This window comes from Limimaricola sp., from assembly GCF_016125575.1.
Taxonomy (GTDB): domain Bacteria; phylum Pseudomonadota; class Alphaproteobacteria; order Rhodobacterales; family Rhodobacteraceae; genus WGLM01.
The window spans coordinates 348,850-373,937 of sequence record NZ_WGLM01000004.1; the positions used below are offsets into that span (position 1 = coordinate 348,850).

Here is a 25,088-nt window from a genome sequence, read left to right on the forward strand (position 1 = left end):
GGCCTGTGACGACACAGGCAACGGGCCACCCGATGAAACACCAACCTATCGCCGCGCCGCCAGAACAGGCCATCGCTGTTCGCCCTGCCGAGGCGCGGGTTGTTCCCGGCCCGCGCCCCGCATCTCCGGCGCAGCCGCTGACAGCACCTGCGCCGACACGGCAAGTCATCGCGCCGCCCGTCGGCCGCGCACGTCCGCGTCCCCGGCATCGGGTCGTGCTGGCCACATTCGTGATGCTGGTTCTTCTGCCCAGCCTTGCCGCCGGCCTTTACCTGTGGCGGGTCGCGGCGCCGCAATACGCCTCGACTGTCGGATTCTCGATTCGCAAGGAAGATGCGCCGTCAGCGGTCGACCTGTTGGGCGGCTTCGCCTCTGTCTCGGGGTCGAGTGCTTCGGACGCCGACATGCTTTACGAATTCCTGCGGAGCCAGCAACTGGTCACCGATATCGACGCGCAGGTGGACCTGCGCCAAATCTGGTCACGCCCGACGGGCGACCCCGTCTTTGCCTATCACGCGCCCGGCACCGTCGAAGATCTGCTGGCCTATTGGCGCCGCATGGTAGCCATACGCTACGAATCGCGCACCGGGTTGATCGAGGTGCGGGTTCTGGCCTTCGATCCTGCCGATGCCCGCCGCATCGCTAGTGCGATCTTCGACAAGAGCACGACAATGATCAACGATCTCAATTCCAGCGCGCGCGAGGATGCGATCCGCTACGCCCGGTCCGAACTTTCCACCGCGGTCGAACGCCTGAAACAGGCCCGTCAGGCCGTCACGGCCTTTCGCAACGCCAACCAGATGGTCGATCCGTCCGCCGACATCCAGAGTCAGGCTAGCCTGCTGGGCGTCCTGCAAAATCAGCTTGCCTCGGCGATGATCGAACTGGATTTGCTGCAAGGCACCGTTCGGGAGGGTGATCTGCGGATGGTGCAGGCCCGGCGAAAGGTCACCGCGATCGAGGATCGGATCACGGCAGAAAAGGCGCGGACTGGCGCAGGTCCCACCGCCACCGGCGACGGGGGCCTTGCCACGCTTGTGGGCGACTATGAACGCCTGTCGGTCGACCGGGATTTCGCCGAGCGGTCATACGTTTCGGCGCTGGCGGCCTATGATGGTGCCGTTGCCGATGCCCAGCGCAAGAGTCGCTACCTTGCCACCTATGTGGCCCCCACGCTCGCGCAAAAGGCAGAGTATCCACGCCGCAGCGTGCTGCTGGGCGGGCTTGCGGGGTTTCTGTTCTTGTCATGGTCGCTTGCCGTCCTGATGATCCATTCGCTCCGCGATCGCCGCTGAGGCGCGCGATGATCCGGTTCGAAGGTCTGACAAAGGAATATGTCCGTGACGGACGGCGCAAGCTGGTCTGCCGGGACGTGTCCTTGGCGATCCCGGCTGGCCGTGTGGTGGCGCTTCTGGGCCGAAACGGTGCCGGCAAGTCGACACTGATGCGGATGATCGCGGGAACCGAGGCGCCGACGGCGGGCCGCATTTCCTCGACCGGCAGCATTTCTTTTCCAGTGGGTTTCGCGGGATCGTTCCATGCCGACCTTACCGGCGTTCAGAACACGCGTTTCGTCGCGCGAGTCTATGGCGTCGATTCCGATGCCCTCGTCGCCTTCGTCGAAGATTTTGCCGAATTGGGCGTGCATTTCCGCCTGCCCTTCAGCACCTATTCCGCCGGCATGCGATCGCGCCTGACCTTCGGCGTCTCGATGGGCATCGCTTTCGATACCTACCTTGTCGACGAGATTACGGCGGTCGGCGACGCCGCGTTTCGCGCCCGCAGCCAGACGATGTTCGAGGATCGGCTATCGCGAGCGGGTGCCATCTTGGCAACCCACGCGATGGGGCAGGTCCGCAGCCTCTGCGATGCCGCCATCGTGCTGGAAGCCGGCAAGCTGACATGGTTCGACGATGTCGAGGCCGCCATCGCGCAGCACGAGCGCAACTTGCTGGGATAGGTCACTCGGGCCGTGCCCGCCGGCACTTCGAATTGTCGATAATCGCCGCATTTCCGTCACCCTGTTGGCCCTGCGCATGACGTCCAGCCGCGCGCAAGATACCCGCGATTGCCGTGGTGGGCGTCGAAGGGGGTCTTGTGAGCTACTTCACAAAGGTCGGGAGCTATGCCGACGGACCAGCGGCCAGCCTTGTCTCGATGACCGGGGTGGCCACCTTCATGACGTCCACTGGCCCGGCGGTCTTTACCGGCAGCGCGCAGGGCGGCGGCGTGATGGCGTGGCAAACGCTCGGGGCGCTGCGCGTGATCGACCGGATCGATTTCGGCCCGCCCGCGGGCATGGCCGCACCAACCCGGATCGAGACCGCTAACATCGGCGGCCAGACTGTCCTTCTGACCTACGGGCAGGCTGCCGCCGGTGTCCTCTGCGCCACGATAGCGGCAGATGGCACCCTCTCGGCGGCCCAGACGATGGCGATCGGGTCGGGGCGGGTGTTGGCTCTGCAGCAGATCGGCGCTGCCTTCTACACCGTTTCTGCCGATGTCGCCGGGATCGAGGCATGGTTGCCCGACGGCAACGGCAACTTCAGCCTGCGCGGGCAGACGCCGCTGGGCACTGCGGGGATGGATCTGCTGGATCTGGCCGACGCCCAAGTAGGCGGCGCGGACTACCTGCTGGCCATCTCGACCACCTCCAACAGCGTCACATGCTTTGCCGCAACAGCCGACGGGGCATTGACGCAGACAGCCCGGCTTGGCGCCGTCGATGCCCTGCCCATCGCAACGCCGACGCGGATCGAAAGCACGACACTGGCGGGCCAGGCCTATGCAATCGTGGCTTCAGCCGCGAGCAGTTCGGTCACTGTTCTGGCGGTGGGGGACGATGGCAGCCTGACCGCGACCGACCAGGTGAACGACACGCTGACAACCCGGTTTCAGGGCGTCACGGCCCTGGCGACCGCGACCGTTGGCGCGCGTGTCTATGTCGTTGCCGGTGGCGCCGATGACGGGCTAAGCCTGATGACGCTGCTGCCCAACGGCCGTCTGCTGCATCTCGAATCCATCGCCGACACGACAGCAACGGCGCTGAGCCATATCAGCGCGCTCAGCACGGCCGTGCATGACGGATTGATCGATGTTTTTGCAACGTCTTCCGTCGATGCCCGGTTGACCCGCCTGACGGTCGATCCGGGGCAGGCGGGCCTTGTCCTGACCGCGCCTGATAGCGGTGCCAGTCTGAACGGTGGCGACGGCGCCGATATCCTGATGGGCGGCGCCGGCACCGATCAGCTGCTGGGCGGCAGCGGCGCCGACGTGCTGATCGATGGCGCCGGGCAGGACAGCCTGTGGGGCGGGGCGGGCGCCGATGTCTTTGTCTTTCAGGCAGATGGGGCGGATGACTGGGTGATGGACTATCAGCTGGGCATCGACCGGCTGGACCTGTCCGCGCTGGGCCCGCTTTACACGCTCGGGGCCGTCAGCATCTCCCAGACGGCCAGCGGTGCCGACCTGACCTTTGCAGGTGAAACCGTCCATCTCCTCGCGGCCGATGGCAAACCCATTGCGCCCGCCAGTTTTACACTGTCCGATCTGACCGATCTCTGGCACGTGACCGTGCCGTCCCAAACCGCGCGGACCACCCCCGCGGCCCTGATCCCCGGCGCCACGCTGGGCGGCGCCACGGCTAGCCGTCATTTGATCGGCGATAATGGCCCTGAAAACCTGCTCGGCCGCGCCGCCGAACATGACGCGATCTCGGGCATGGATGGAAATGACGTGTTGCGCGGTGAAGGGATGGAGGCGGCCTTCGACATCGCCGCCGCCACGACCTATCGGATTTTCGAAGCGGTGCTGGACCGCGCCCCGAACTATGCCGGTTATGTCAACTGGACCAACCAGATCATGGCCGGGCACGATATGCTGAGCATCGTCAGCGGGTTTACCGCCTCGCCTGAATTCCAGAACAAATACGGTGACACCGACAATACCGGGTTCGTTACGCTGCTCTTCAACAACGTGCTGGGGCGCGAACCCGGTGCCAACCTTGCCGCCTACACATACGCATTGGAAAGTGGCGCCCAAAGCCGCGAACAGATGGTGCTGTCCTTCGTCGACAGTCAGGAATTCATCAACGCCACGGCTTGGCGCAGTCTGGAATTCAGCCGTGCAGGCGCGCAGGCCAGCTGGACCGACGATGTCTACCGCGTCTTCCTCGCCACGCTTGGCCGCGAACCGCAAGAGGCGGCGCTGCGGGCCAATACCATGGCGCTGGCCAATGGGCGCAGCCTTGACGCGATCGTGCACGATTTCACCGTCTCAGCCGAATTCACCCAGAAATACGGTTCGACCACGAACACGGCATTCGTGACCCTCCTTTACGAAAACGTGCTGCATCGCGCGCCCGGCGCGGGGTTGTCGGGCTGGGTTGATGCACTCGACACCGGACGGCAGACGCGCGAGCAGGTGGTGCAGGGCTTTGCCCAAAGCCAGGAATTTATCAACGCCACAACGGCCCCGCTGACTGCGTTGATGCACACGATCTGCCATGATGACGTGTTGGCGGGTGGAAACGGAAACGACATCCTGTTTGGCGGGTTCGGCGCCGATACCTTTGTCTTCGCCGCTGCCGAGACGGGCAACGACACAGTCGTCGGGCTGGAGCGGTGGGATACCGTCGCGCTGACCGGCTTTGGCTATGCCGATGCCACGGTGGCGCTGACCCACATGGCGCAAGTCGGGCCGGATGTCGTGTTTACCGATGCCGGCCACAGCGTGACCTTCCTCGACACTGCCCTGCAAGACATCCAAACCGACATGATCGCGCTGGGCTGAAGGGTCAACGCATGGACGATGGCGAAATGCACATGCCCGTTCAGCATATGTTCACCACCCTCGTGTGTTCTTGCCCCGATGAAACCGAAGGGCGGCACCGCCCGGAAACGGACAGCCGAGGGGGGCGAAAGGACAGATGAAGTCAGCGATGATTACCGGCATCACCGGACAGGATGGCGCCTATCTGGCGCGGCTGCTGCTGAAGAAGGGTTATATCGTGCACGGCGCCTTGCGCCGCAGCGCTCAGCCCGCGTTGACCCGGCTGCAGGCGCTGGGCATTGCAGGGAAGGTCCAGCTGCACGATTTCGACCTTTGCGACGAAAACAGCATCCTGCGGCTGGTGCGCGACGTGAAGGTGGACGAGTTCTATAACCTCGCGGCGCAAAGTTTTGTCGGCGCGTCATGGGACGTGCCCGTCTTCACCTCGGACGCCAACGCGATGGGTGTGGTGCGCATCCTCGACGCGCTGCGCACCTTCGCGCCCCAAACGCGTTATTACCAGGCCTCGACGTCCGAGATGTTCGGCTGCGTGCGCGAAGTCCCGCAGCGTGAGACCACCGCGCTTTATCCACGCTCGCCCTATGGTGTGGCAAAGGTTTACGGCCATTACATCACTGGCAATTATCGCGAATCGTTCGGGATGCATGCCTCTTCCGGCATCCTGTTCAACCACGAATCGCCCCTGCGCGGGGCCGAGTTCGTAACCCGCAAGATTACGCTTGGTCTTTCAAGACTGGCCCGTGGCGGGACAGATCCGCTGGTTCTGGGCAATCTTGATGCACAGCGCGACTGGGGCTTTGCCGGCGACTATGTCGAGGGCATGTGGCGGATGCTGCAACAGGACCAGCCCGACGATTACGTATTGGCAACCGGCGTCACGACCCCGATCCGCGATTTCGTCAGCCATGCGGCCGAGGCGTTGGGAATGCGGCTGGAATGGACGGGGCAGGGCACGCAGGCAAAGGCCGATGATCGCATTACCGGCAAGCGCATCGTCGAGGTTAGCGAACGGTTCTTTCGTCCGGCCGAGGTGGACCTGCTGATTGGCGATCCGGCCAAGGCGCAACGCAGCCTTGGCTGGCGGGCGACCGTCGGTGTCAGAGAACTGGCCACGATGATGGCGCGGGCCGACTACGATGCGGCTGCCTGACATGATGGCGGCGCCCTTGCATTCGGAATACCGCAAGCTGCGTGCCGCCGCCGGGGCCATTGCGCGCAAGGCCGGGTTGCACCGCGGGCCCTATCGCGGCCATGTGGACGGTCTTAGGGGTGATACGATCCAGGGTTGGGTGGTGCACGTCTCCGACCAAGAGGGCGGCCTGAAGGTGGGCCTCTACCTGCGTGACGGACTGATTGACACTGCACTGGCCAACCTGATGCGCGCCGATGTTGATGCCGCCGGGATCGGCGATGGGCGCTGTGGCTTTGCCTTTCGACTGACCCCGCCGATGATGGAAATGATCGCGCGGGCGGGCGGCCGCGTCAGCATCCGTGTGATGAACGGTGCGGGCTACCGGCTGGGTGACTGCGCTGTTTGCCCCGCCATCGGGCCCGTCGTGGACGCCGGCCCGCGAGACCCCGTCAAGGCCGACCGGCTTTCCGCCTGTCGCAAGGTGGCAGACGGCCTCTTGATGCTGTCCTCCCTGATCGACTCCATCGGGAGCGAGCAAAGCCAGTCAACGCCCCCGCCGCTCGAACGGCATGGCGCGCTTTTCTCTCACCGCTCGCCCGCGCCACCGGGCCAGCCGGACATGGCCAATCCCACGGCGCTGCCCGGCTATCTGGACTACACCCGCTTCCGCTACCGGCAGGACGGGCGTTTTCCCTGCGATGCCGACCCCGACGAGGTGGCGCACTTCCTCGATTGGTATCTCGCCGGCTACAGCGTGATGCGCAATGGACTGCGCGTCCCGCTGTCGCGCGACCTGATCGCCTGGCTGAACGCGGATATCGTGATCGGTGGCTTTCGGGCAAAGCTTAGCCGTATCCTGTGGGGGCGGCTCATGCGCAACCCCGCGTTGCGCGCTGAAATGGACCTCGACAATCCGCATTGGCAGTCTCGAGTGCTTTTCTGGTGGGCATGGCATGAGGCGCACGTGCTGCATGTCGAGGATTGCCTTGTTACCCCTGCGCAGCAGGCCGCGCTGCGCGCCGTGCCCTCCGAGCGCGCCGGTCAGCCTTTTGCGCTGTCGATCTTCATGGATCACCATTTCGCCGCCAACCCGCAGCTGCATTTTCTTGATGGCACCAAAGCCGAGGACCGCAAGACCTATTACCTGCTGTTGATGGTCGCCGCCGCCGCGCGACCCGACATCCTGCGATACCTTCCACCAGAGCCGGTACAGAGCCTGCTTGCGCCGGATGGCGGCCAGCCCTCGGCCTTCGATGGCTTCGTTCGGGCCCTGACCGGGCAGAAACGGGGGCCGCGGCTGACCGCGCCGAGCTATGCCGCAGCGCTACGCCAGCGCGGCTTTGATCTGGCGACGGGCAGCTTTCTGTCGGTGACGTCAGAGGGCCATCGGCTCGAGGCGGCGGCGTTGCCCCGTCCGCCCGGCAGGCCGGAGGTGGATGTCCAGATCATCGGGCCGCTGCGCAAGGCCTCGGGGCTGGGGCAGGCCGCACGGCTTTCTGCTGCCGTCCTCGACCGCACGGAATTCAGCGTCAACCATGTCGATTTCGGCCTTGATAATCCGGCGCCCGAAGGGTTTTCGCGGGAGCGGGACCTGTCAGGATTCCATCGCGCCAAGGTCAACCTGATTCACCTCAACGCCGAGTCGATTCCGCTGGCCTTTGCCTATGGCCCCGACGTGTTTTCCGACGCCTACAATATCGGCTATTTCTTTTGGGAGCTTGATACCCCGGCGGCCTGCCACTTCCTTGGAATGAACCTGCTGGACGAGATCTGGGTCTCGAGCGCCTATGGCGTTTCCATCTACCGCCCGCACACAGCCCGGCCCGTCACCAATGTCGGCATGACATTTGAAGAGCCCGGCCCCGTAGACCGGGCCGCCGCGCGCCGGGCCATCGACAGGCGCTTTCACCTGAAGGGGCACGAATTTCTCTGTCTTGTCGCTTTCGACAGCTTCTCCTTCGTGCAGCGCAAGAACCCGCTGGGCGTTCTTCGTGCCTTCCTCGCGGCCTTTCCGAACGACCCCGATGCCCGACTGATCGTCAAGACCCAGAACCGCGACAGCGTGACCGACCCGGTCCAACAGCGGATCTGGGCCGAGGTCATGGCGATGGCCGCCTCCGACCCGCGCATCCTTATCGTCAACGAGACGATGCCTTACGACGCGCTGATTCAGCTCAAGGCCGCGGCCGATTGCTACATCTCGCTGCATCGTTCCGAAGGATGGGGATTCGGCATGATCGAAGCGATGAACCTGGGTGTGCCAGTGCTGTGTTCGGCCTATTCCGGTAATCTGGAGTTCTGCAACGACCAGACCGCGTGGCTGGTCGACTGTCACGAAACTGCGCTTGGCCCCGACGATTATATCTTCGTCCGGCCCGGCCAGAAATGGGCCGAACCGGACATTGCCAGCGCCGCCAGGCAGCTTCGCCGGCTGCGCGCCGATGCCATTGGCCGTGCCGCTCGCGCGGCCAAGGCGCGTGACCATGTTTTCACACATTTCGGACCGCAGATTATTGCCGCGCGCTACGCCGCACGGCTCTCTGCGATCCTTGCGGATCGGTAAGACCCTCGATGGCCAGCGGCGAGACCACGCCCGGCCCAATACGTTGGCGCCTCGTGGCGCCCAGGGCGGCTACGCCGATCGCGCGGCCGTCGGAAGGGAGTAAGGGACAAATGGATTATGTCGTCGGAATCAGCTGGCCGCGCAGTGGTCACCATATGCTGGTGCGCCTCCTGACGGCCTATTTCGGCCCAGATTTCGGGTATTGCGACTTTTACGGCAAGGGCGATTGCTGTCGCCGCGTTCCTTGCGTTTGTGCCGGTCAGGTGAACCTGACCAAGAACCATGATTTCGATTTGTCCGTGCCGCAGGTCGCTGGGCAGAAATACCTTGTCCAGTATCGCGATTTCGTCCCCTCGGTCATATCGAACTTTGAACTTCACGTCCTCAACGGCAACCCCGACACGCCGCTTTCCTTTCGGCGCTTTGCCAGCCTTCAATTCGACCGCTACCGCGATTTTGCGGCGAAGTGGCTGGAATCGGACTTCGCCAAACGTCAGCTATGCGTCGACTATGCCTCGCTTGTCGCGGACACGCCGCGCGTCATGAGCCAGGTGGTGGGCTGGCTCGCCCCCGAACGCCCGCGCGATGCAGAGCGGATCGACAACGCGATCAGGATGATCGACGGGGAAAAGATCGAGACGCGGCAGGTCCGGCGGCTGAAGAATGCCGGCGTTCATCCGCCACGACAGGTGGCCGCGTTCCGCCATGCAACGCCGGGCCTGCTGGACCAACTTGGCCGGCTCCGCCTGCGTCGGGCCGAGGTGATCGAGGCCTTCGAGCGCCTTTTGGGTCGGCCGCCCCGGGAAGAGGCGATGCTGGGCTTCCAATGCCTCGAATCGCTCGATCGACTTCAGGAAGAGATAATGCGCGCACCGGAATTCCGGACCCGCGCACGGCCAAGTGCGTTCGCGCAAACACCAGGCAAACGCCTTTCCTAAGCACATGGTCGAAAGCATCTGTCGTGAGGCACGCCGCCGCGCCGGTCTGCGCCTTGGCCAGCCGGCCTACCAGTCTGCCCGATCCTTCAGCGGACGACAAAGTCAGCGTGAAGCGCGCCGGCTGCCTTGATGCTTTTGAGGATATCGATCATGTCGCGCGGCGACACACCGAGCGCGTTCAACCCCTGCACCACTTCCGATAGTGAGGCGCCGTCGCCAACCTCGGCCATTCCCGTGCCTGGATTTTCGGTGATGCTGGCGCGCGAGCGGGGCACGACCACCGTTTGCCCCTGGCTGAACGGATTGGGCTGCACCACCAGTGGATGATCATCGACCTTCAGCGTGAGATTACCTTGGCTGACGGCCACGCGCGAAATCCGGACGTCGGCCCCCATCACGATGGTGCCCGACCGCTGATCAACCACGACTGTGGCCCGTGTTTCGGGTTCGATCATCAGGTTCTCGATCCGGCCCAGGACGTGGGCGGGGGATGTCATGCCGGTGGCCGACAGCGTCAGCTCGACCGTGCCCGAATCGAGCATGCGCGCGACGGGCCGTCGGAAATCGGCGTTGATCGCCGCTTCGATCCGCCCGGCTGTGGTGAAATCGGGATTGCGCAGGGCCAGTCTGACCGTGCCGAGGCTGGACAGATCGAATGCGACCTCGCGCTCCACTATCGCGCCAGACGGAACCACGCCGGCGGTCGGAACGCCCTGTGTGACCGAACTTGATGCGCCCTGCGCGCTGACGCCTCCGGCAATGATGGTACCCTGGGCGACGGCGTAGATGTCGCCATCAGCGGCCTTCAGCGGCGTCATCACCAGCGTGCCACCCAGCAGACTTTTCGAATCGCCTATGGCGGAAATCGTCACATCGATAGGGCTGCCCGCCCGGGCAAAAGGCGGCAAACTGGCCGTTACCAGAACCGCGGCCACGTTCTTGGGGCGGAACTGTTCGCCCGTCACATTGACGCCAAGCCGTTCCAGAACGCTCGACATGATTTCTTCGGTGAATGGCGCGTTGCGCAGGCCGTCCCCGGTTCCGTTCAGCCCGACGACAAGGCCATATCCCACCAGGTCGTTGGACCGGACACCTTCGAACTCGACAAGATCCTTGATCCTGACCGGCCCTGCGGCGACTGGCAGAGCCGCGACGCAAGCCAGCACCAGCAGTGTCGCGGCGCGTCTTATCATCACCGCAAGTACTCCGACAACCTAAGGTGCGAGAGCCGCGCGATAACGGTGAAATGCGTCTCGAGTGCGGTTTGAACGGCCTGCAGATTGGTTGCCGTTTCGAAAGGATCGGCCGAGACCATGTCGTTGCGGGCGGTGGTGATATAGGTCTTGCGCGCACTGAGGGCTGCCCGGGTGTCGGCGACGCTGGCCTCTGCCATACCGAGACCTGCCTGCAATGTGGCCATGGGTTGCGCAGCCGAGGCCGCTTGCCTGCCCGAAGCCTGCAAAAGACGGGCGCGTTCCAGACGATCCAATGGTGGTGTGCCGCCGCTGGCCAGCGAGGCCATGGCCGCGGCCTTCATCACGTCGCGCAGCGCCGGCGCATCCGCCCTTGCTGTAATGTCGACCACGGTGGTCTCGTAGATCCGGCGGCGCGGTGGCGCGCCGGTATCGCCAAGGTATCCGGCAGTGGCAAAGCCGCCTGCAGGATCGTCGAACCATGCCGCCACCGCCGCTTCAGCCTCGGCAGCGGTTTGCGCACCGGATGCGGCGCTGCGGATCTGCGTTAACATGTCTTCCGGGTTGGCCAGTACCGGGCCCGTGGCAGGCCGTGCCTGCAAAAGCCGTGCGATCATTCAGCCGCGCATTAAGCTTGGCCGCGATATCGATGAAGGCCGTCTTGCCCGCGTCGGCCGCAAGCAGCAACTGGTCTTCGGATGTGGCGTCGGTAATGCTTGTCAGGTTTTGCATCAGGTCCGCACGTCGGGCGTCGATGGCCTGCAGGCTGGTTTGCATCATGTCGAGCATCTGCCCGGTCTGTTGCGCCGCCTGGGCAAATCCGTCGATCAAGGTCAGCCCGCGGTCAAATCCTGCAAGGCGTTGAAGATCAGTGCCGACATGCCGGGCCAGATCGCTGCTTTGCCCGCTTGAAAGTTCGGCGCTCAGCGTTGCCAGCCGCGTCTTGAGGTCTTGCGTCTGGCGCAACGCGGCCAGCTGTCTGGCGCCGTCACCAAGAGAAACTATCGTCATCGTCACAACTCCATCAATCTTTGCAACATCGACTGGACGGTTTGCATCACCTTGGCATTGGCCGAATAGGCCTGTTCGATCCGGATCAAGTTCTGCATTTCCTGGTCGGTATCGACACCACCTGCCAGTTCGGCCTGACACAGCGTATCAAGCCGCGCGCCGGCAAAGCTGGCCTCGTCCTCGGCACTTGTGCGCTGCAATGCCGTTTGCGCCGCAAGGCTGGCGGCATGGCCCGCCGCACTTCGCACTTCGCCGCCCGGAACAAGGCTGCGCGGATCGGCCAGCGCCGCACGGATACTGTCAAGTATCGAGGCATCACCGGCCGGCCCCGGCCCCGTGCTGCCAAGCCCGTCGCGCAGCCGCTGGATCGAGCCGCCGGCCTGTGGATCAATGGCCGCGGACAATGTGATGCGGCCGGAGAGCCCCGTCAGGTTCGCAGGATCGTAGGTCTGGCCGGCATCGGTCAGCAGGCCGGGGTTGCCGAGTGTCAGCGTCGGGTCGACGGCCGGGTCCTGCAGGCGCTGGGCGAGGTCGGCGGCGACGTAATCCAAGGCGGTCTGCGCGGCTTGCAGCCTGTCGTCGCGCAACGCGAAGGCTGCGCCCAGCCCGCCGCCATCCAGCCGCCCGACGGCACCACCGCCCGCAACCGGCTGGCCGTTGATCGTCAGGCCCGAAAGGGCGCCGGAGGCCAGCGTCATCTCCGGCACGATGGTATGGGTGGGTGTGAAGCCCACCGTCACCGCCTTGCCGTCCAGCAGGGTCTGGCCCGAGATGGTCATAAGCGCGATTTGCCCGTTTCCACGGTCGATTTCGCGCAGCGGTACGATGCCGGCGACCTGATCGATTGCCTTTTGCCGGGCATCAAGCAAGGCCGACGTGTCGCCATTGCCGGCACGGATCCGGGCGATATCGGCATTCAACCCCTCAACTTGCGAAAGGGCTCCGTTCAGGCTGTCCACCTGCGCCGCAATATCGGCATCGGCCTGTTCGCGCATGTCGGCAATTCCTGCGGCCTGATCGTGCAGCGTGCTGACGACCGCGCCGAATTTTCCGGCGACGTCAGACAGCGCAATATCAGAGGCGGGATCGGCCCCTGCAGCGACAAGCGACTTTTCCAGCGCTGCGATGCGGGCCGAAAGCGAATCGGGCGAGTCGGCGGCGCCAAAGATCGCCTCAAGGTGTTGCAGCGCGCTGGCCGTGTCGCCCGCAGCGGTCTGGCTGGCTGTGGCGAGCCGTCGGTCGCCGATCAGCCGCTGGTCGACCATCCGGGTGACGCCATCAATGCTGACTCCGGCGCCGGTACCACCGAGGATCCGCGCTGACAGGTCCACCCTGCGCGGACCGTAGCCATCGGTCATCGCGTTGGCGAGGTTCGACGAGACGACCTCGGCCATGCGCGAGGCCGCGGTCAGACCGCTCAGCGCGTTGGACAAGGTATTGGATATACTCATCTTTCAGAACCTCGGCTGGTGTCGTTACCGCTTGATGTTGGTGGTTTCCTGCAGCATTTCATCCACTGTCTGGATCACCTTCGCGTTCGACGAATAGGCGCGCTGGGTCTGGATCAACTGGGTCAGTTCTCCGGCCACATCGGTGGCCGATTCCTCGCGCGCGAAGCTGACGATGTCGCCAGTCGGGCCGTCGCCCGCGTTCCAGAGAAAGAAGTTGCCGCTTTGCGGACTGGGCCGGTACGTCTGGTCGTCCATCACCTCCAGCCCATTGACGTTGGGCACGTCGACGAGGGGCACCTGGTAGATCACCCGGTCAATTCCGCTGTCGAAGGTGGCGTGGACATAGCCGCCGGGATCCACCTCGACCGAAGTGAGGTTGCCTGCCGGCATGCCGTTCTTGGAAATCGAGATCGGGGCAAAGCTGTCGCTTAATTGGGTGGTGCCATTGCTGTCGCCGGGCATGCCGATGTTAACCGACAGGGGCCCGCCTGCCACGGTCAGGGCGACCTGCCCTGTCGCCGGATCGTAAGCCCCGCCCGAGATCGTGGTGACCGAGGCGAGTGTGCCGCCGCTGGCGCGGCTGTCGTCAAATTGCAGTTGGTATTGCCCCACGACGGCCCCGCCCGAGGCACTGTCGCGCAGCGTCATCGTCCAGAGGTTCGACGCACCACTCGCCGGCACCGAGGGCGAGAACGACACCGCAAGGTTGGCCGATTTTCCGAGGTTGTCGAAATATTCAACCGACAGCTCCTCGTCCGGCGCAACCGATCCGGCCTCGGTCGACGTGGCAGGCAGGTTGACGGCCAGATCGATGTTCGTCGTCGCCTCGCCCGCATATTGGTTGGTGTTGATCCGCACCGGCTGAAGACCATCGACGGTGTCGCGCGGATAGGTGGGCAAAGTGCCGTCCGGCAACGCGGGCCATCCCATGAGAACCTGCCCGCTGGGCGTTGTCAGATACCCCTGATCGTCGGTGCGAAAAGACCCCGTCGTGGTCAACAACATCTCGGGGGTGCCGTTGGCGGCATTGACGCTGGCCATCGACGTTACCGGGATCATCCCGCGCCCGCGCACGGCAAGATCGGTACCGTTGCTGGTCGAGACCAGCGCGCCGCCCTGATCGATCAGGCGCTGGTTGCTGGTGCGCACGCCGCCTGCGGAATAGCTGCCCTTATTGCTGTCGACGACCATCGAGTAGAAATCTGTCACCGCGCGCTTGTAGCCGTAGGTCGACGAATTGGCGATGTTGTCCGAGATGGTGGCCAGTCGCGTGGCATTGGCCGCAAGGCCCGCAACGCTGGCGTTGAGCGAGGAAGAAATCGTCATCGGTGAGCCTTTCTGCATCAGGATGAAACGAGCGGTTACAATCGCCCTAAGCCTGTGCCGCTTAACGTCGTCCTAACAGGCGCCGATTTTATCCACCCGGCGGGATGTCGGAGCGTAGCAACGTCACCTCGACCCGGTTGTTGCGGATCGCCATCGGGTTGCGCACAGCCAGCTTGCGGTCAGCATGACCCGTCACGCGTCGGCAGCGCGCCGGTTCGAGCCCGTCATTTTCTAGCAGCGCCCGCAACGCCAGCCCACGCGAAGTTGACAGGCCCCAGACCGGATTTTCACGAAACACGACCGGCCGCGCGGCAGTGTGACCGGCAACGGCCACGCCATTCTCGACCAGCGCAAAACTGCGCGCCATCACCGTGGCGATTTCGCGTAACAGCGGCGTCGGCGTGTCGGTGTCGCCGTCGAAAAGTGGTGCGTCAGGCGTGTCGAAGATCTCGATCACCAGCCCCTCGTCGGTCAGGCGCGTCACGATATGGCGCAGCGCCTTTTCCGACAGCGCGCTTTCGCCACCGCGGCCCAGAAGTATGTCCTCGACTCGGTTCAGTGCCGCGATCTGCGCCGGATCCGCCTGACCGGTTGCGCTGCTGCTGCCAGCACCAATTTGCTGCTGGCTGCCGCCGGTCCCATCGTGCGCCAACGCCTCTTGCGCAAAGAGGCTCGACCCCGCGAAAAGCTGGTCACCGCCGCCCGACACGCGGTTGAGCGCGATGGTCGGCGTGAAGTAATCCGCCAAGCCCTTGCGCTGTTTCTCTGTCGTGGCATTCAGCAGCCACATCAGCATGAAGAACGCCATCATCGCCGTCACGAAGTCGGCATATGCCACCTTCCAGGCCCCGCCGTGGTGTCCTCCACCGACGATGACCTTCTTGCGACGAATGATGACGGGAGCATTTGCATGCGCACCCATTTCCACCACCATCTCTCACCCGTCAGCCGGGCTAACAGGCAGTGGTGAAGCGGTGATTAACGGGTCAAATTGAGCCTATTGCCGGCGCCGATAGATGTCGTCCTGTCCGCAGAATTCGACAAGGTCATAGCCCGCAGCGCGCATGATCCGGCCGATCTGGGGCGCGCCGGCGTTATTCTCGATCGCCCAGATGCCGACACGGTGACGTCCGAAGGGAAAGCTTTCCAGCACGGCCAGTTCGCCTCCCTCGATATCAAGCGAAACAAAATCGGGATGCTCCAGCCCCACATCTTCGAGGATGTCAGGCAGGGTGCGCGTCTTGACCGTCAGGATCGTTTCGTCATGACGCGGATCGGCCCGGACGCGGGCAAGAAGCTGTGGATCGTAGCAGTCGCTTAACCCGCTCATCTGCGTGAACCCCGCGTTGACAGCGATAAAGTCTGCCTCGCCCGGCTGATCAGCGACAGCGGCGCCGATACACGGACAGCGCCGGGCAAGGCGCGCGCGCTCCAGCTGTGTCGGCATCGGCTCTACCAGCACACCGGTCCAGCCGCGCCAGATCTCGAAGAAAAGGGTGTTTGAACCGGTCGTCCCGTCATAGCCTCCGACATCAACGAAGGTCCCGCCGCGCTTGCCGTTCAGCAGCCGGTCGATGACCACGTCTTGCCCGGCCTGCGAGCGAAACGGATAGGCAGGCTCCAGCATGCGCCGCACGACATGGAGTTCGGCCATCAGCGGACCGCGGCGGCGGCTGCGTTCCCCCTCCAGCGCGTCGACGAGTCGGGTCTGCAATGCGCGCAGGTCGGCGCGAATGTCCTGCAGTGTCCGTGCCTCGGTCATGCCTTGCCCTCGGTCGCCGGGCCCGTCGGATGATAGGATTTCTCCTCGATCAGGGCCGAGCCAAGCAGCAGATTGATCTCGCGCTTGATGGCCGCACGCCTGTCATTGGTCTGGTAGACCGCCCGTGCAAGCCGGACGAAGGCGGGCCCGAAATCCTGCCGGGCTTCGCAGGCGCGGATATCGTCCTCGATCTGCCAAAGCGCGGCGTTGATGCGGTACAGGTCTTCCCACAGCGGCGCGAGGGCGGGCAGTGCCGGCAAGGCCCGGTCAGCCACGTTTTGCAGCGCGGCCATTTCGTGTCTGACATGGCGCAACTTCGCCTCATCGGTCATTCGTTCGGCCTTCAGCCGCAGGATTGTCAGCTTGTCGATCAACTCTCCGGGCGCGGTGGGCAGAAGGATTTCCGTCATCCGCGCGCCTCCAGCAGCGCCTGCAGCTCGGCCAGGATGGCATTGAATGGCGCGGACCAGTCGCGCGGTCTTTGCTGCCGGAACAACCGCATCGTTGGATACCAGGGCGTTGTTTCGCCAGCATGGGTATAGACCCAGAACGGATCCCAGTGCAGCACGACCCATGTGGGCAGGCCCAATGTGCCGGCAATATGCGCGGTTGCGGTGTCAGAGGTGATGATCAGGTCCATTTCCTGCATCGTCGCGGCACAATCCGCAAAATCACGGTCTGTGCTGGCGGTGTCGAGGATGAACGCTTTGCTGCCATCTACCCGATAAGGCCCCAGTTCCGGGCCCTTGTAGACTGAGAAAAGCTGCACACCCGGCAGGTCTGTCAGCGGCAGGAACTCACGATGACTGAAAGAGCGAAAGACGTTTCCCTTGTAGGTGACGGACCCGGTCCATACCACGCCAATGCGGAACTTTTCGCGATAGGGCGCAACGATACGACGGGCTCTCTGGCGCGCCTCCTCGGGGACGTGCAGCGTGGCGGGCGGCGGAATGGCCGGGCCCGGCTGCAGGTCTGCCAAGGGCAGGTCCATCAGGTTGACCCAGCCATCGACGGGTTCGTCCGGGCGGGAAAGGCTACCGGTCCGATCGACCCCCGGCAGAGCAGAAAACAGTCTCTGCAAAGGCCTGTCGACGTGAAAGAGAACCCTGGCACCCAAGGCCTTGAGGCGCGGCAGATAGCGGGCGAAAAGGACGGCGTCGCCGAAGCCCTGCTCGGGCAGGACCAAAAGCGTCTTGCCTGCCGCGTCACCACCTTGCCATTCCGGCCATGGCAGCTTGCGTGGCGTCAGTTCGCCCCCCTGCCAGCGGGCCCGGTAATTGGCAAAGCCCGCCGCATGGTCGCCGGCACCAAGCTGGGCAAATGCCAGCTGGATGCGCAGTTCCGCGTCATCCGGATGCGCGGCCATCGCTGTCTGAAGATAGGCAATGGCCTCGGCATAGGCCCCCTTGCCGCGCAGGCATCGGCCGATCATCGCCTTGTGCATCGCATCGTCTGGCCGGTCTACCAGCACCGAACGGCGCATTGCGATCGATTCGTCGTAGCGGCCGATATCGGAAAGGATGTTGGCATAATTGCTGCGGATGCCCTCGGCCTTCGGGTCCAGCGCAATGGCCCGTTCCTGCGCGCGCAGCGCCTGGTCGTGCAACTGTTTCTGCCGCAGTACGACACCAAGGTTCGACCAGATTCCGGCATCCTCCGGCGTGCGCTCGAGATGGTCGGCATAGTGCCGCAACGCTTCGTCCAGCCTGCCGGCCCGGTGCGCGGCGATGCCCGAGTCGCGCACCTGCGTCGTCGCGGCCTCTGCCACCGGCCTACCCCTCGCCGCGCGGCCGCTTGAGCGGGCTGACAAGCTGGGCCGGTCGCCGGGCCTCGGCCGCCTCGAAAAGCGAGAACGTCTGGTTGACGTAGTTCACGGCGCCCGAAATCAGGTCCATGTAATCGGTCAGGTCCTGCGTCACTTCGGTTTCTACCACGCTGACTCCACGGTCCTGCGGAAGCGTCTCGAACATGGCGTAAAACAGCGGATCGCCCCGCGAGATCTTCAGCGGCTTCTCGGTATCGTGCCACTCGAACGCCCACATCAGCGGGCGTGGCCAGACATTGATCGGAAAGCGCCCGCCAAAGATCGTCCCCGGCATCGGCTCGCGCGTGTAATGCATGAAGGGCGCGATCTGTGACATGTACACAGGCTCGTCCGCGACAAAGACGTAAGGCAGTGACAGCTGGATCGTGGGCACGCCGGCATGGCGCCATTCGCGTTCGTCGGTGATGTGCAGCTTGTCGCGCAGCTTGTTGGACCGAATGCCACCTTGATCGCCGGCAAGATTGCGCAAGGCAGGTTTACCGTCCTTGTCGCGGACAAAGCCAAGATGCAGGTCGAACGGGCAGCGGATCAGGAAGTGCCTGCTTTCAAGGTTGATGACCGCCGGACAGCGCGAGGCACTTTTGGCGTGAGTCCGGTTCAAGTCTGCCGATCGGACCCGCTCTGGCGGGAAATAGATGATGCCGGCCTTCTTTTCGGTCAGAAACCAGCCGACCGTTACTGGTCCTCCGGACGGCGGCGCATCGCGCGTGTTCTCGAAGTTGACTGACAACCGCATCGCCGCCTCCCGTTTTGCAATTCCAGTAGAATCGCAATCGCATGACGAAGTCAAAATCCCTGTTACGGCCCGTCGGCGTCCGTGATCTGGACGATATCGAACTTTGCCAGGAAAAGGACCGCGGCAGTAACTTGCGGGGCTGTTGCGCCCACTGCCTCTGTCAGTGCGGCAACCGTCTGTGGGCCGGATCGTTCCAGCAATGCCGCGATCTGCAGCAGTAATGCATCGGCCACCACCTTTCGCCCGTAAAGTGCCCGCCCGCTGAACCGGTCGAGGCGGGCCAGCCCAGCCGTCGTCAGCCCATGCCGAGGCGTAATCAGCGCCTCGGGGAGAAGGGGGCCCGTCGGGTAATCGGCATAGAGCGTGTAAGGGTCAATCTCGATCGGGCTGGAGAGGCGGCCGGACGTTCTTGGCGCTTTGGCGCGCATCTCGGCCAACTCTGCAGCCAGCGCCAGGTAACGCGGGATAATGGCTGCCCAGTCGAAATTCTTGCGTATGTGCGCCACCCCGGCCGCTCCCATGCGACGGCGCAACTCCGGATCGCGGGCCAGGGTCAGAATCGACTCCGCATAGGCGGGAATATCAATTTGGGTCTGTTGCAGCATCAGGCTGAGATAGCGAAGGTAATCGTCCGAACCTTCGGCAAAGCGCTTGGCCAAAAGCCGGCCGGTGCCCGGTGGCGGCATCCGTGTGGGCACAAGAAAACCGGTTTGCCCATGCAAAACCGTGTCCTTGAACCCGTCCCAGTCCGGCATCACAACCGGCAGGCCCGCACCCATTGCCTCGACGGGGACCAGTCCAAAGGTTTCCTGCACGTTGTCGGCAGGCAGGGTAAAGATATCAGCCCCCGACCAGATCCACCGGCGCACCCACGGGTCCCGCCCGTCAATCATCGTTGTAGTGACATTGGGGGCGAGGGCCGCGGCGCCCTCTTTGTGCAGCACCTCTTCGGGCTTGCGACTGGCCCAGCCTGTCATCCAAAGGTGCAGCGGACGGCCCAGTTCGGTCGCGACTTTCTCCAGCGCGAGAAACAGCGGCCCGGGGCTGGCCTTTTCGACCGACGTGAAGCGGCCCACGGTCAACACCACGATCGCATCGTCTGGTGCCCCGAACCGCGCGCGGGCCTCGGCACGATGTGCGGGATCGGCGGCAAAATCGGCACTATGCAGGCCTAAAGAGATCACTGGCAGCTGCGGCAGCGGCACCTGTTTGGCCCCGAACCTGTCGCGAAAAAACGCTTCTTCGGCGGCGAATTGTCGGGAAACGACAGATTTCACCGCGTGCGAGGTACAGATGATCGCATCCCAAGGCTCGACCGGTTCAGACACCAGATGATGCAGGTTCTCGATCACCCGCCGGGTCGAAACCGTATGCGTCACGCCGACGAGCGAACAGGAGGCGGTTCCACTTTGCAGCCGTCGCCACGGGGCGTCGACGAATCCGGGCACAGGGAAGAAAACAGTTCCAAATCGGGTGAAATCGCCGCGCCGCAGGCTGGCCATGGCGATTTCGCGGGTTTCGCCCAAATCGCGCGCGGCACTGACAAAGGCCTGCCCTTCGTCGGGCGTGGCTGTCACCGCGTTCACGACCGATCCCGGCACATGCTGCAGGAAGGCCCGCAGAAACGATTGTCCGGCCGCCCGCCGCCCGACAAGGTCCTTGCCCGCGGTTTCGACCGCGTCAGCGTGAAAGAAGATGGCGGGCGAGGGGCCGTCGGTCATCGCTGCCGGCCCCTTGCCACGTCAGATCGCCAAATCGGCCGAACCCTCGGCGTCCGACCTGACCGCGGTATCCAGCACTCGCTGGAGCGCCGCACCGCGGGCGAAATCCGGGTCCACCATGGTGCCGGTCCGGATCGCAGCGACAAAGCGTGCGTGATTGCTGTCGATTTTCGGCGTCTCCACCTCGTGCCAGACGGCCTTTTCCACATCATCTCCAAGGCAGGCCAGCAGGCGGCTGACATTGTTCTCGTACCTCACTTCCAGCCCGCCTTTCGTGCCGAAGATCCGTAGAGAGAGGTCGTTAAGATGCCCTGTCGCCATCCGCGTGGCATGGATCACGCCCACCGCGCCGTTGGCCAGTTGCAGGTGCATCGCCATGCTGTCGTTGGCGTCCAGCACGTATTCGCCAATACGCCCGTCAGGTGCCTTGTCGAAGGTGGTCAGCCGGCAGGACACGCGGCTGGCCCCTGCACCCGCGACCAGCGTTGCGAAGTCGAGGATATGCACGCCCACGTCGCCCAAAACACCCATCGAGCCATGCGCCTTGGACAGCCGCCACAGCCACTTGCTTTCCTTGTCCCAGTGGCCCCAGGCGGGCTGGGTCAGCCAGCTTTGCAGGTAGGCCGCCTCGAAATGGCGCACCTCGCCAATCTCGCCGGCGGCCACCATGCGCGTGGCCTCCATCAGCGCGGGCACATTGCGGTAGCTGAGGTTGACCATGTTCACGACGCCGGCCTTGGCCGCGGCCAGCACCATTGCGTCGGCATCGACATGGTTCACCGCCAGCGGCTTCTCGCACAGCACGTGCTTGCCCGCGGCCAGCAGGGGCAGCGTGGTGGGGTAGTGCACCGGGTCAGGCGTGACGTTCGAGGCAGCATCGAATTGCCCCCATTCCAGCGCCTCTTCAACCGAGGCGAATGCGTGGGGAATGCCGTGTTCGGCGTTGAAGACGCCCAGGCGGGCGGCATCGGTATCGACCCCGGCCACGACGGTGACACCGTCGATCGCCTTGTAGGCCTCGACATGGGCCTTGGCCATGCCGCCGGTCCCGACGATCAGGATACGGACGGGCGCGCTCACCGCAGGCCCTCCTCGCCGTCCTGGTGCAGGCGCGGGCCGCGTTCGGTGATCGGCTCCAGCGCGGTTTGCACCGGCACGTTCGGCGCGGCGTTGACATCGGCGATGCGCGCGGCGGGATTGTGGGCCCAGTGGACGGCGTTCTTCAGCACGGTCTGCACGCTGGCGTCGTGATAGGTCGGGTAGGTTTCATGCCCAGGCCGGAAATAGAACACGTTGCCCGCCCCGCGACGGTAGGTCAGGCCCGAGCGGAACACCTCGCCACCCTGGAACCAGCTGACGAAAACCGTCTCCATCGGTTCGGGCACGCCGAAGGGTTCGCCATACATTTCCTCGTTTTCCAACTCGAAATGGTCGGGCAGGCCGCGGGCAATCGGGTGACTGCGCGAGGTGACCCAAAGCCGCTCGCGCTCGCCCGCCTCGCGCCATGTCAGGTTGCAGGGCGTGCCCATGATCCGCTTGAAGATCTTGGCGAAATGGGCCGAATGCAGCAGGATCAGGCCCATGCCGGCCCAAACCTGTTCGGCCACGCGCTCGACCACGGCATCGCTGACCTGCCCATGCGCGGCATGGCCCCACCACAGCAGCACGTCCGTCTCCGCCAACCGTTCCGCCGGCAGGCCATGTTCGGGCTCCTGCAGGGTGGCGGTGGTGGCGCTGATCCCGGCATCGGTATTCAGCGCGTCGGCGATGCAGTGATGCATGCCTTTGGGATAGATCTCGGCCACGATGCGGTTCTTCTGTTCATGGACGTTCTCGCCCCAGACAACGGTGCGAATGGGCATGACGACCTCCGGTAAATAAGGGAATTGGGCGGAACTGTTAGCGCATGACAATGGACGGGTCACGGGGAATCGTGCGATCTTTTGCCATGACCCCGACCGATCCGCTGACTTTCGCCACTGCCGAAGACCTTGACCACTGGTTCGACCTGAACGGCGCCTCCGCGACGCAGCTTTGGGTGCGGCTTTACAAGGTTGCGACGGGCATCCCTTCGGTCACGTGGGAGGATTGTATTCGTGCCGCGCTGCGCGTCGGCTGGATCGACGGCATCCGTAAATCGGAAGGCGCGGACAGCTACATCCTGCGCCTGACGCCGCGCAAACCGCGCTCGGTTTGGTCGCAGCGAAACCGCGACTGGGCCGAGACGCTGATAGCCGAAGGCCGGATGACAGCGGCGGGCCTTGCGCAGGTCGAGGCTGCGCGCGCAGATGGCCGCTGGGACGCCGCCTATGCCGGTTCGAAGACAATGGAGATCCCTGCCGATTTTCTGGCCGAACTGGCCAAACACCCCAAGGCGCAGGCGCAATATCAGACCCTGAACAGGCAGAACCTTTATGCAATCTACTACCGCGTCACCTCGGCCAAGACGGACAAGACCCGCGCCGCCCGCATTGCCCGACTGATCAAAACCCTTAACGACGGGGGTAAGTTCCACTAGCCCGTGGCGATACGCGGCCGCCCCTGCGCCGTCACGCGGATCTGCGCCTCGATGAACATCGGCTGGCCCTCGATGTCGACTTCGCGAATGTCGCGGTCGATGCTCAAACGGACTTCTTCAACCCCCGCGGCGCGGGCGCGGGCGCTGGCCTCGGCGGTCAGCGCGGCCTCCAGCGCCTCCAGCGCCGCCTCGCGGCTGGCATGGCGCTCCGGCGCGCCGCTGCCCAAGTGCAGGGCGAAGATGCCCGGCCCGGGACTGGTGACGGTTCCGGTCGCGGTCATCGCCACCTGGCCCACCACGGCCCCAATCGCATTGGCCACGCCGGCATGGGCGGGCAGGATCATCCGGGCGCGCAGGCGTTCGCCCACCGCGCCGTAATAAGATGGGGCCGATGCGCCCAACCCGACGACAGGCACTGCCAGCGATAGCGAGACGTCAAGAATGTCGCGGTGCTGAGCAAGCCCTGCCGCCGTAAGCGAGTGACGCGCCAGACCTGCGGGATCGGTCCAACCGCCGTTGTCCTCGGCAAAAGCAGACTCCAACAAGGCCTGAATGGTCTGGGTTGTCAGCTGATCAATGATCGCCTGCGCCAACGCCTCCGCCGTTTCCGCCACCTTTTCGCCGCGGCCGGTCCGGCGGCGAGTAAAGAGCAGCAGCGCCTTGCGTGCGGCCTCGGTATCCCAGGCATCGAGACGACCCAGCACATGCGCGGCGTCCGAGGGCGTGATGCCCGCGATCATGGCGTGCCCGCGCGACACCAGCCGCGCCAGCGCCGGACCCTCAACCCGTGTCCGAACGGCATCGTTCAGTCGCAACGGCCCGTCGGTCAGCCGGGCGGCGACGACTGCCTCGCGCGCGTCAAGGCCGGCAGGCGGCGCGCCACGCCAGTGCGGAATGACGAAGCGGCCTCCCTCTTCTGGCGGCATGTCCGAGGCCAGCGCGAAATCCAGCGCCTTGTGCACGAGATCGGGATAATTCCGTGCCGCTAGCGAGACCGGCATCAGCCGTCGCGGGCCAAGGCGCAGCCCGCCATCCAGCCCGTCCAGCACTGTCACTTCGCTGTCGCCGCCGAGGCCCCAAGTGCGCATCGCCACCGCCTCGACCATGGTGCGATAGGGGCCGACGCGGGCGCCCTCAGGGTCTATCATGGGCTTTCCGCCGCGCAGCAGGCAGATGTCGGTCGTCGTGCCGCCGATGTCGCTGACCAGTGCATCGGCCTCGCCCGTCAGCCAGCTTGCCCCGGCGATCGAGGCGGCAGGGCCGCTGAGGATGGTCTCGATCGGCTTTTCGCGGGCAATGGCGGCCGAGACCAGCGCGCCGTCGCCCCGCACCACCATCAGCCGGGCATGTACGCCGATCTGCGCCAGATGTGCTTCGCAGGCGTCGATCAGCCGGGCGATCAACCCGATCAGCCGCGCGTTCAGCACCGCCGTCAGTGCCCGCTTTGGCCCACCCAGCGCCTGCGACAACTCGTGCGAGCATGTCACGGGCAGGCCCGTCATTGCGCGGATCAGATCGCGCGCGGCGACCTCGTGTGCGGGGTTGCGGGTGGCGAAACTGGCCGCGACGGCAACGGCGGTGATCCCGGCGGGCAGCGCGCGCAGCGCCGCCTCCAGCGCAGGAACGTCCAGCGGTTGCCGTTCGGTCCCGCCATGGCTGTGCCCGCCGGCCAGTTGGATGACGGGGTCGCCCTTCATTGCCTCTGCCAGACCTGCGCGGGTCAGGTCGGCGGAGTCGAAGCCGATGGCAACCAGCGCCACGCGCCCGCCCTGCCCCTCGACGAGCGCATTGGTGGCCAGCGTGGTGGAAAGCGAAACCATGGCAATCTCGCCCGGCGCGACGCCGGCCTGCCCGATCGCGGCGTCAATCGCCTGTCCCACGCCGATGGCAAGGTCGGGTCGCGAAGTCAGCGCCTTGGCAGAGGCGACGACGCTGTCGGTTGCTTCGTCCAGCACGACGGCATCGGTATAGGTGCCGCCGGTATCGACGCCCAGAAGATAGGCCATGTGTCACTCCGCCCGCGGCTTGCCCGCGCGATCCTTGATTAGACTGTCCACCGGCGCCGGCAAGGGCCGAAAGCGCCAACAGCGGGCCAGTAGGCGGCACGGAAAAGGGCGCCCC

At 64.6% G+C, this 25,088-nt stretch carries 21 protein-coding genes; 8 read left to right on the top strand and 13 right to left on the bottom strand.

The features are described 5' to 3' along the window. Positions 1–32: 32 nt before the first annotated feature. The 6 genes from GC146_RS08610 (at position 33) to GC146_RS08635 (ending at position 9,424) form a co-directional block, all read left to right on the top strand. A complete protein-coding gene (locus tag GC146_RS08610) occupies positions 33–1,295 on the top strand; it encodes a hypothetical protein (RefSeq protein ID WP_291837090.1) in 1,263 nt (420 codons plus the stop codon). A gap of 8 nt (positions 1,296–1,303) precedes the next feature. Beyond that, positions 1,304–1,960: an ABC transporter ATP-binding protein gene (locus GC146_RS08615; RefSeq protein ID WP_291837092.1), complete on the top strand. Its 657-nt coding sequence runs from the start codon at positions 1,304–1,306 to the stop codon at positions 1,958–1,960. Positions 1,961–2,097: 137 nt separating this feature from the next. Continuing rightward, on the top strand, positions 2,098–4,791 hold the full coding sequence (locus tag GC146_RS08620; RefSeq protein ID WP_291837094.1) for a DUF4214 domain-containing protein: 2,694 nt from the start codon (positions 2,098–2,100) through the stop codon (positions 4,789–4,791). A 136-nt stretch (positions 4,792–4,927) separates the two neighbouring features. Further along, entirely contained in the window at positions 4,928–5,941 is a 1,014-nt protein-coding gene (gene gmd / locus GC146_RS08625) for a GDP-mannose 4,6-dehydratase (protein ID WP_291837095.1), read from the top strand. Next, on the top strand, positions 5,928–8,486 hold the full coding sequence (locus tag GC146_RS08630) for a glycosyltransferase (RefSeq protein ID WP_291837097.1): 2,559 nt from the start codon (positions 5,928–5,930) through the stop codon (positions 8,484–8,486). The genes gmd and GC146_RS08630 overlap by 14 nt, the downstream gene beginning before the upstream one ends. A 110-nt stretch (positions 8,487–8,596) precedes the next feature. Then, positions 8,597–9,424 carry a hypothetical protein gene (locus tag GC146_RS08635; RefSeq protein WP_291837099.1) on the top strand — a complete coding sequence of 276 codons (828 nt, stop codon included), beginning with the start codon at positions 8,597–8,599 and terminating at the stop codon, positions 9,422–9,424. 86 nt (positions 9,425–9,510) lie between these two features. Here the strand turns inward: GC146_RS08635 and GC146_RS08640 are convergent, their stop codons facing one another. Continuing rightward, positions 9,511–10,617, bottom strand: coding sequence for a flagellar basal body P-ring protein FlgI (locus tag GC146_RS08640; RefSeq protein ID WP_291837101.1), 1,107 nt, complete (start codon positions 10,615–10,617; stop codon positions 9,511–9,513). Next, positions 10,617–11,171, bottom strand: a complete 555-nt coding sequence (locus GC146_RS08645; RefSeq protein ID WP_291837103.1) for a flagellin — start codon at positions 11,169–11,171, stop codon at positions 10,617–10,619. Before GC146_RS08645 ends, GC146_RS08640 begins: the two co-directional genes overlap by 1 nt. Before the next feature lie 28 nt (positions 11,172–11,199). On the opposite strand from GC146_RS08645, the gene GC146_RS08650 reads away from it, so the two are divergent. Next, entirely contained in the window at positions 11,200–11,529 is a 330-nt protein-coding gene (locus tag GC146_RS08650) for a hypothetical protein (RefSeq protein ID WP_291837105.1), read from the top strand. Positions 11,530–11,630: 101 nt separating this feature from the next. On the opposite strand, the gene flgK is transcribed toward GC146_RS08650, so the two are convergent. From flgK to GC146_RS08700, 10 genes are all read right to left on the bottom strand, one after another. Then, entirely contained in the window at positions 11,631–13,079 is a 1,449-nt protein-coding gene (flgK, locus tag GC146_RS08655) for a flagellar hook-associated protein FlgK (protein ID WP_291837106.1), read from the bottom strand. Positions 13,080–13,103: 24 nt separating this feature from the next. Next, positions 13,104–14,405, bottom strand: coding sequence for a flagellar hook-basal body complex protein (locus GC146_RS08660; RefSeq protein ID WP_291837108.1), 1,302 nt, complete (start codon positions 14,403–14,405; stop codon positions 13,104–13,106). A gap of 88 nt (positions 14,406–14,493) precedes the next feature. Then, complete coding sequence (locus GC146_RS08665; protein ID WP_291837110.1) at positions 14,494–15,327, bottom strand: flagellar motor protein MotB; 834 nt, start codon at positions 15,325–15,327, stop codon at positions 14,494–14,496. A 75-nt stretch (positions 15,328–15,402) separates the two neighbouring features. Further along, on the bottom strand, positions 15,403–16,167 hold the full coding sequence (locus GC146_RS08670) for an FkbM family methyltransferase (protein WP_291837112.1): 765 nt from the start codon (positions 16,165–16,167) through the stop codon (positions 15,403–15,405). Next, a complete protein-coding gene (locus GC146_RS08675) occupies positions 16,164–16,577 on the bottom strand; it encodes a DUF6165 family protein (RefSeq protein ID WP_291837115.1) in 414 nt (137 codons plus the stop codon). The genes GC146_RS08670 and GC146_RS08675 overlap by 4 nt, the downstream gene beginning before the upstream one ends. Continuing rightward, positions 16,574–17,935, bottom strand: a complete 1,362-nt coding sequence (locus tag GC146_RS08680; RefSeq protein WP_291837117.1) for a tetratricopeptide repeat protein — start codon at positions 17,933–17,935, stop codon at positions 16,574–16,576. The genes GC146_RS08675 and GC146_RS08680 overlap by 4 nt, the downstream gene beginning before the upstream one ends. Before the next feature lie 4 nt (positions 17,936–17,939). Next, the gene (locus GC146_RS08685; RefSeq protein ID WP_291837119.1) at positions 17,940–18,728 is read right to left on the bottom strand and encodes a hypothetical protein; all 789 of its coding nucleotides are present in this window, start codon (positions 18,726–18,728) and stop codon (positions 17,940–17,942) included. A 62-nt stretch (positions 18,729–18,790) separates the two neighbouring features. Then, positions 18,791–20,449 (bottom strand): glycosyltransferase family 4 protein, encoded by a 1,659-nt coding sequence (locus GC146_RS08690; protein ID WP_291837121.1) that lies wholly within the window; start codon positions 20,447–20,449, stop codon positions 18,791–18,793. A 21-nt stretch (positions 20,450–20,470) separates the two neighbouring features. Then, positions 20,471–21,529, bottom strand: a complete 1,059-nt coding sequence (locus GC146_RS08695; RefSeq protein WP_291837123.1) for a Gfo/Idh/MocA family oxidoreductase — start codon at positions 21,527–21,529, stop codon at positions 20,471–20,473. After that, entirely contained in the window at positions 21,526–22,311 is a 786-nt protein-coding gene (locus GC146_RS08700; RefSeq protein WP_291837124.1) for a ThuA domain-containing protein, read from the bottom strand. Before GC146_RS08700 ends, GC146_RS08695 begins: the two co-directional genes overlap by 4 nt. Before the next feature lie 86 nt (positions 22,312–22,397). Between GC146_RS08700 and GC146_RS08705 the strand changes: the two genes are divergently transcribed. Next, on the top strand, positions 22,398–22,967 hold the full coding sequence (locus tag GC146_RS08705) for a YdeI/OmpD-associated family protein (RefSeq protein WP_291837126.1): 570 nt from the start codon (positions 22,398–22,400) through the stop codon (positions 22,965–22,967). On the opposite strand, the gene GC146_RS08710 is transcribed toward GC146_RS08705, so the two are convergent. Beyond that, a complete protein-coding gene (locus GC146_RS08710) occupies positions 22,964–24,973 on the bottom strand; it encodes a hydantoinase/oxoprolinase family protein (protein ID WP_291837128.1) in 2,010 nt (669 codons plus the stop codon). The genes GC146_RS08705 and GC146_RS08710 overlap by 4 nt on opposite strands. Positions 24,974–25,088 lie beyond the last annotated feature (115 nt).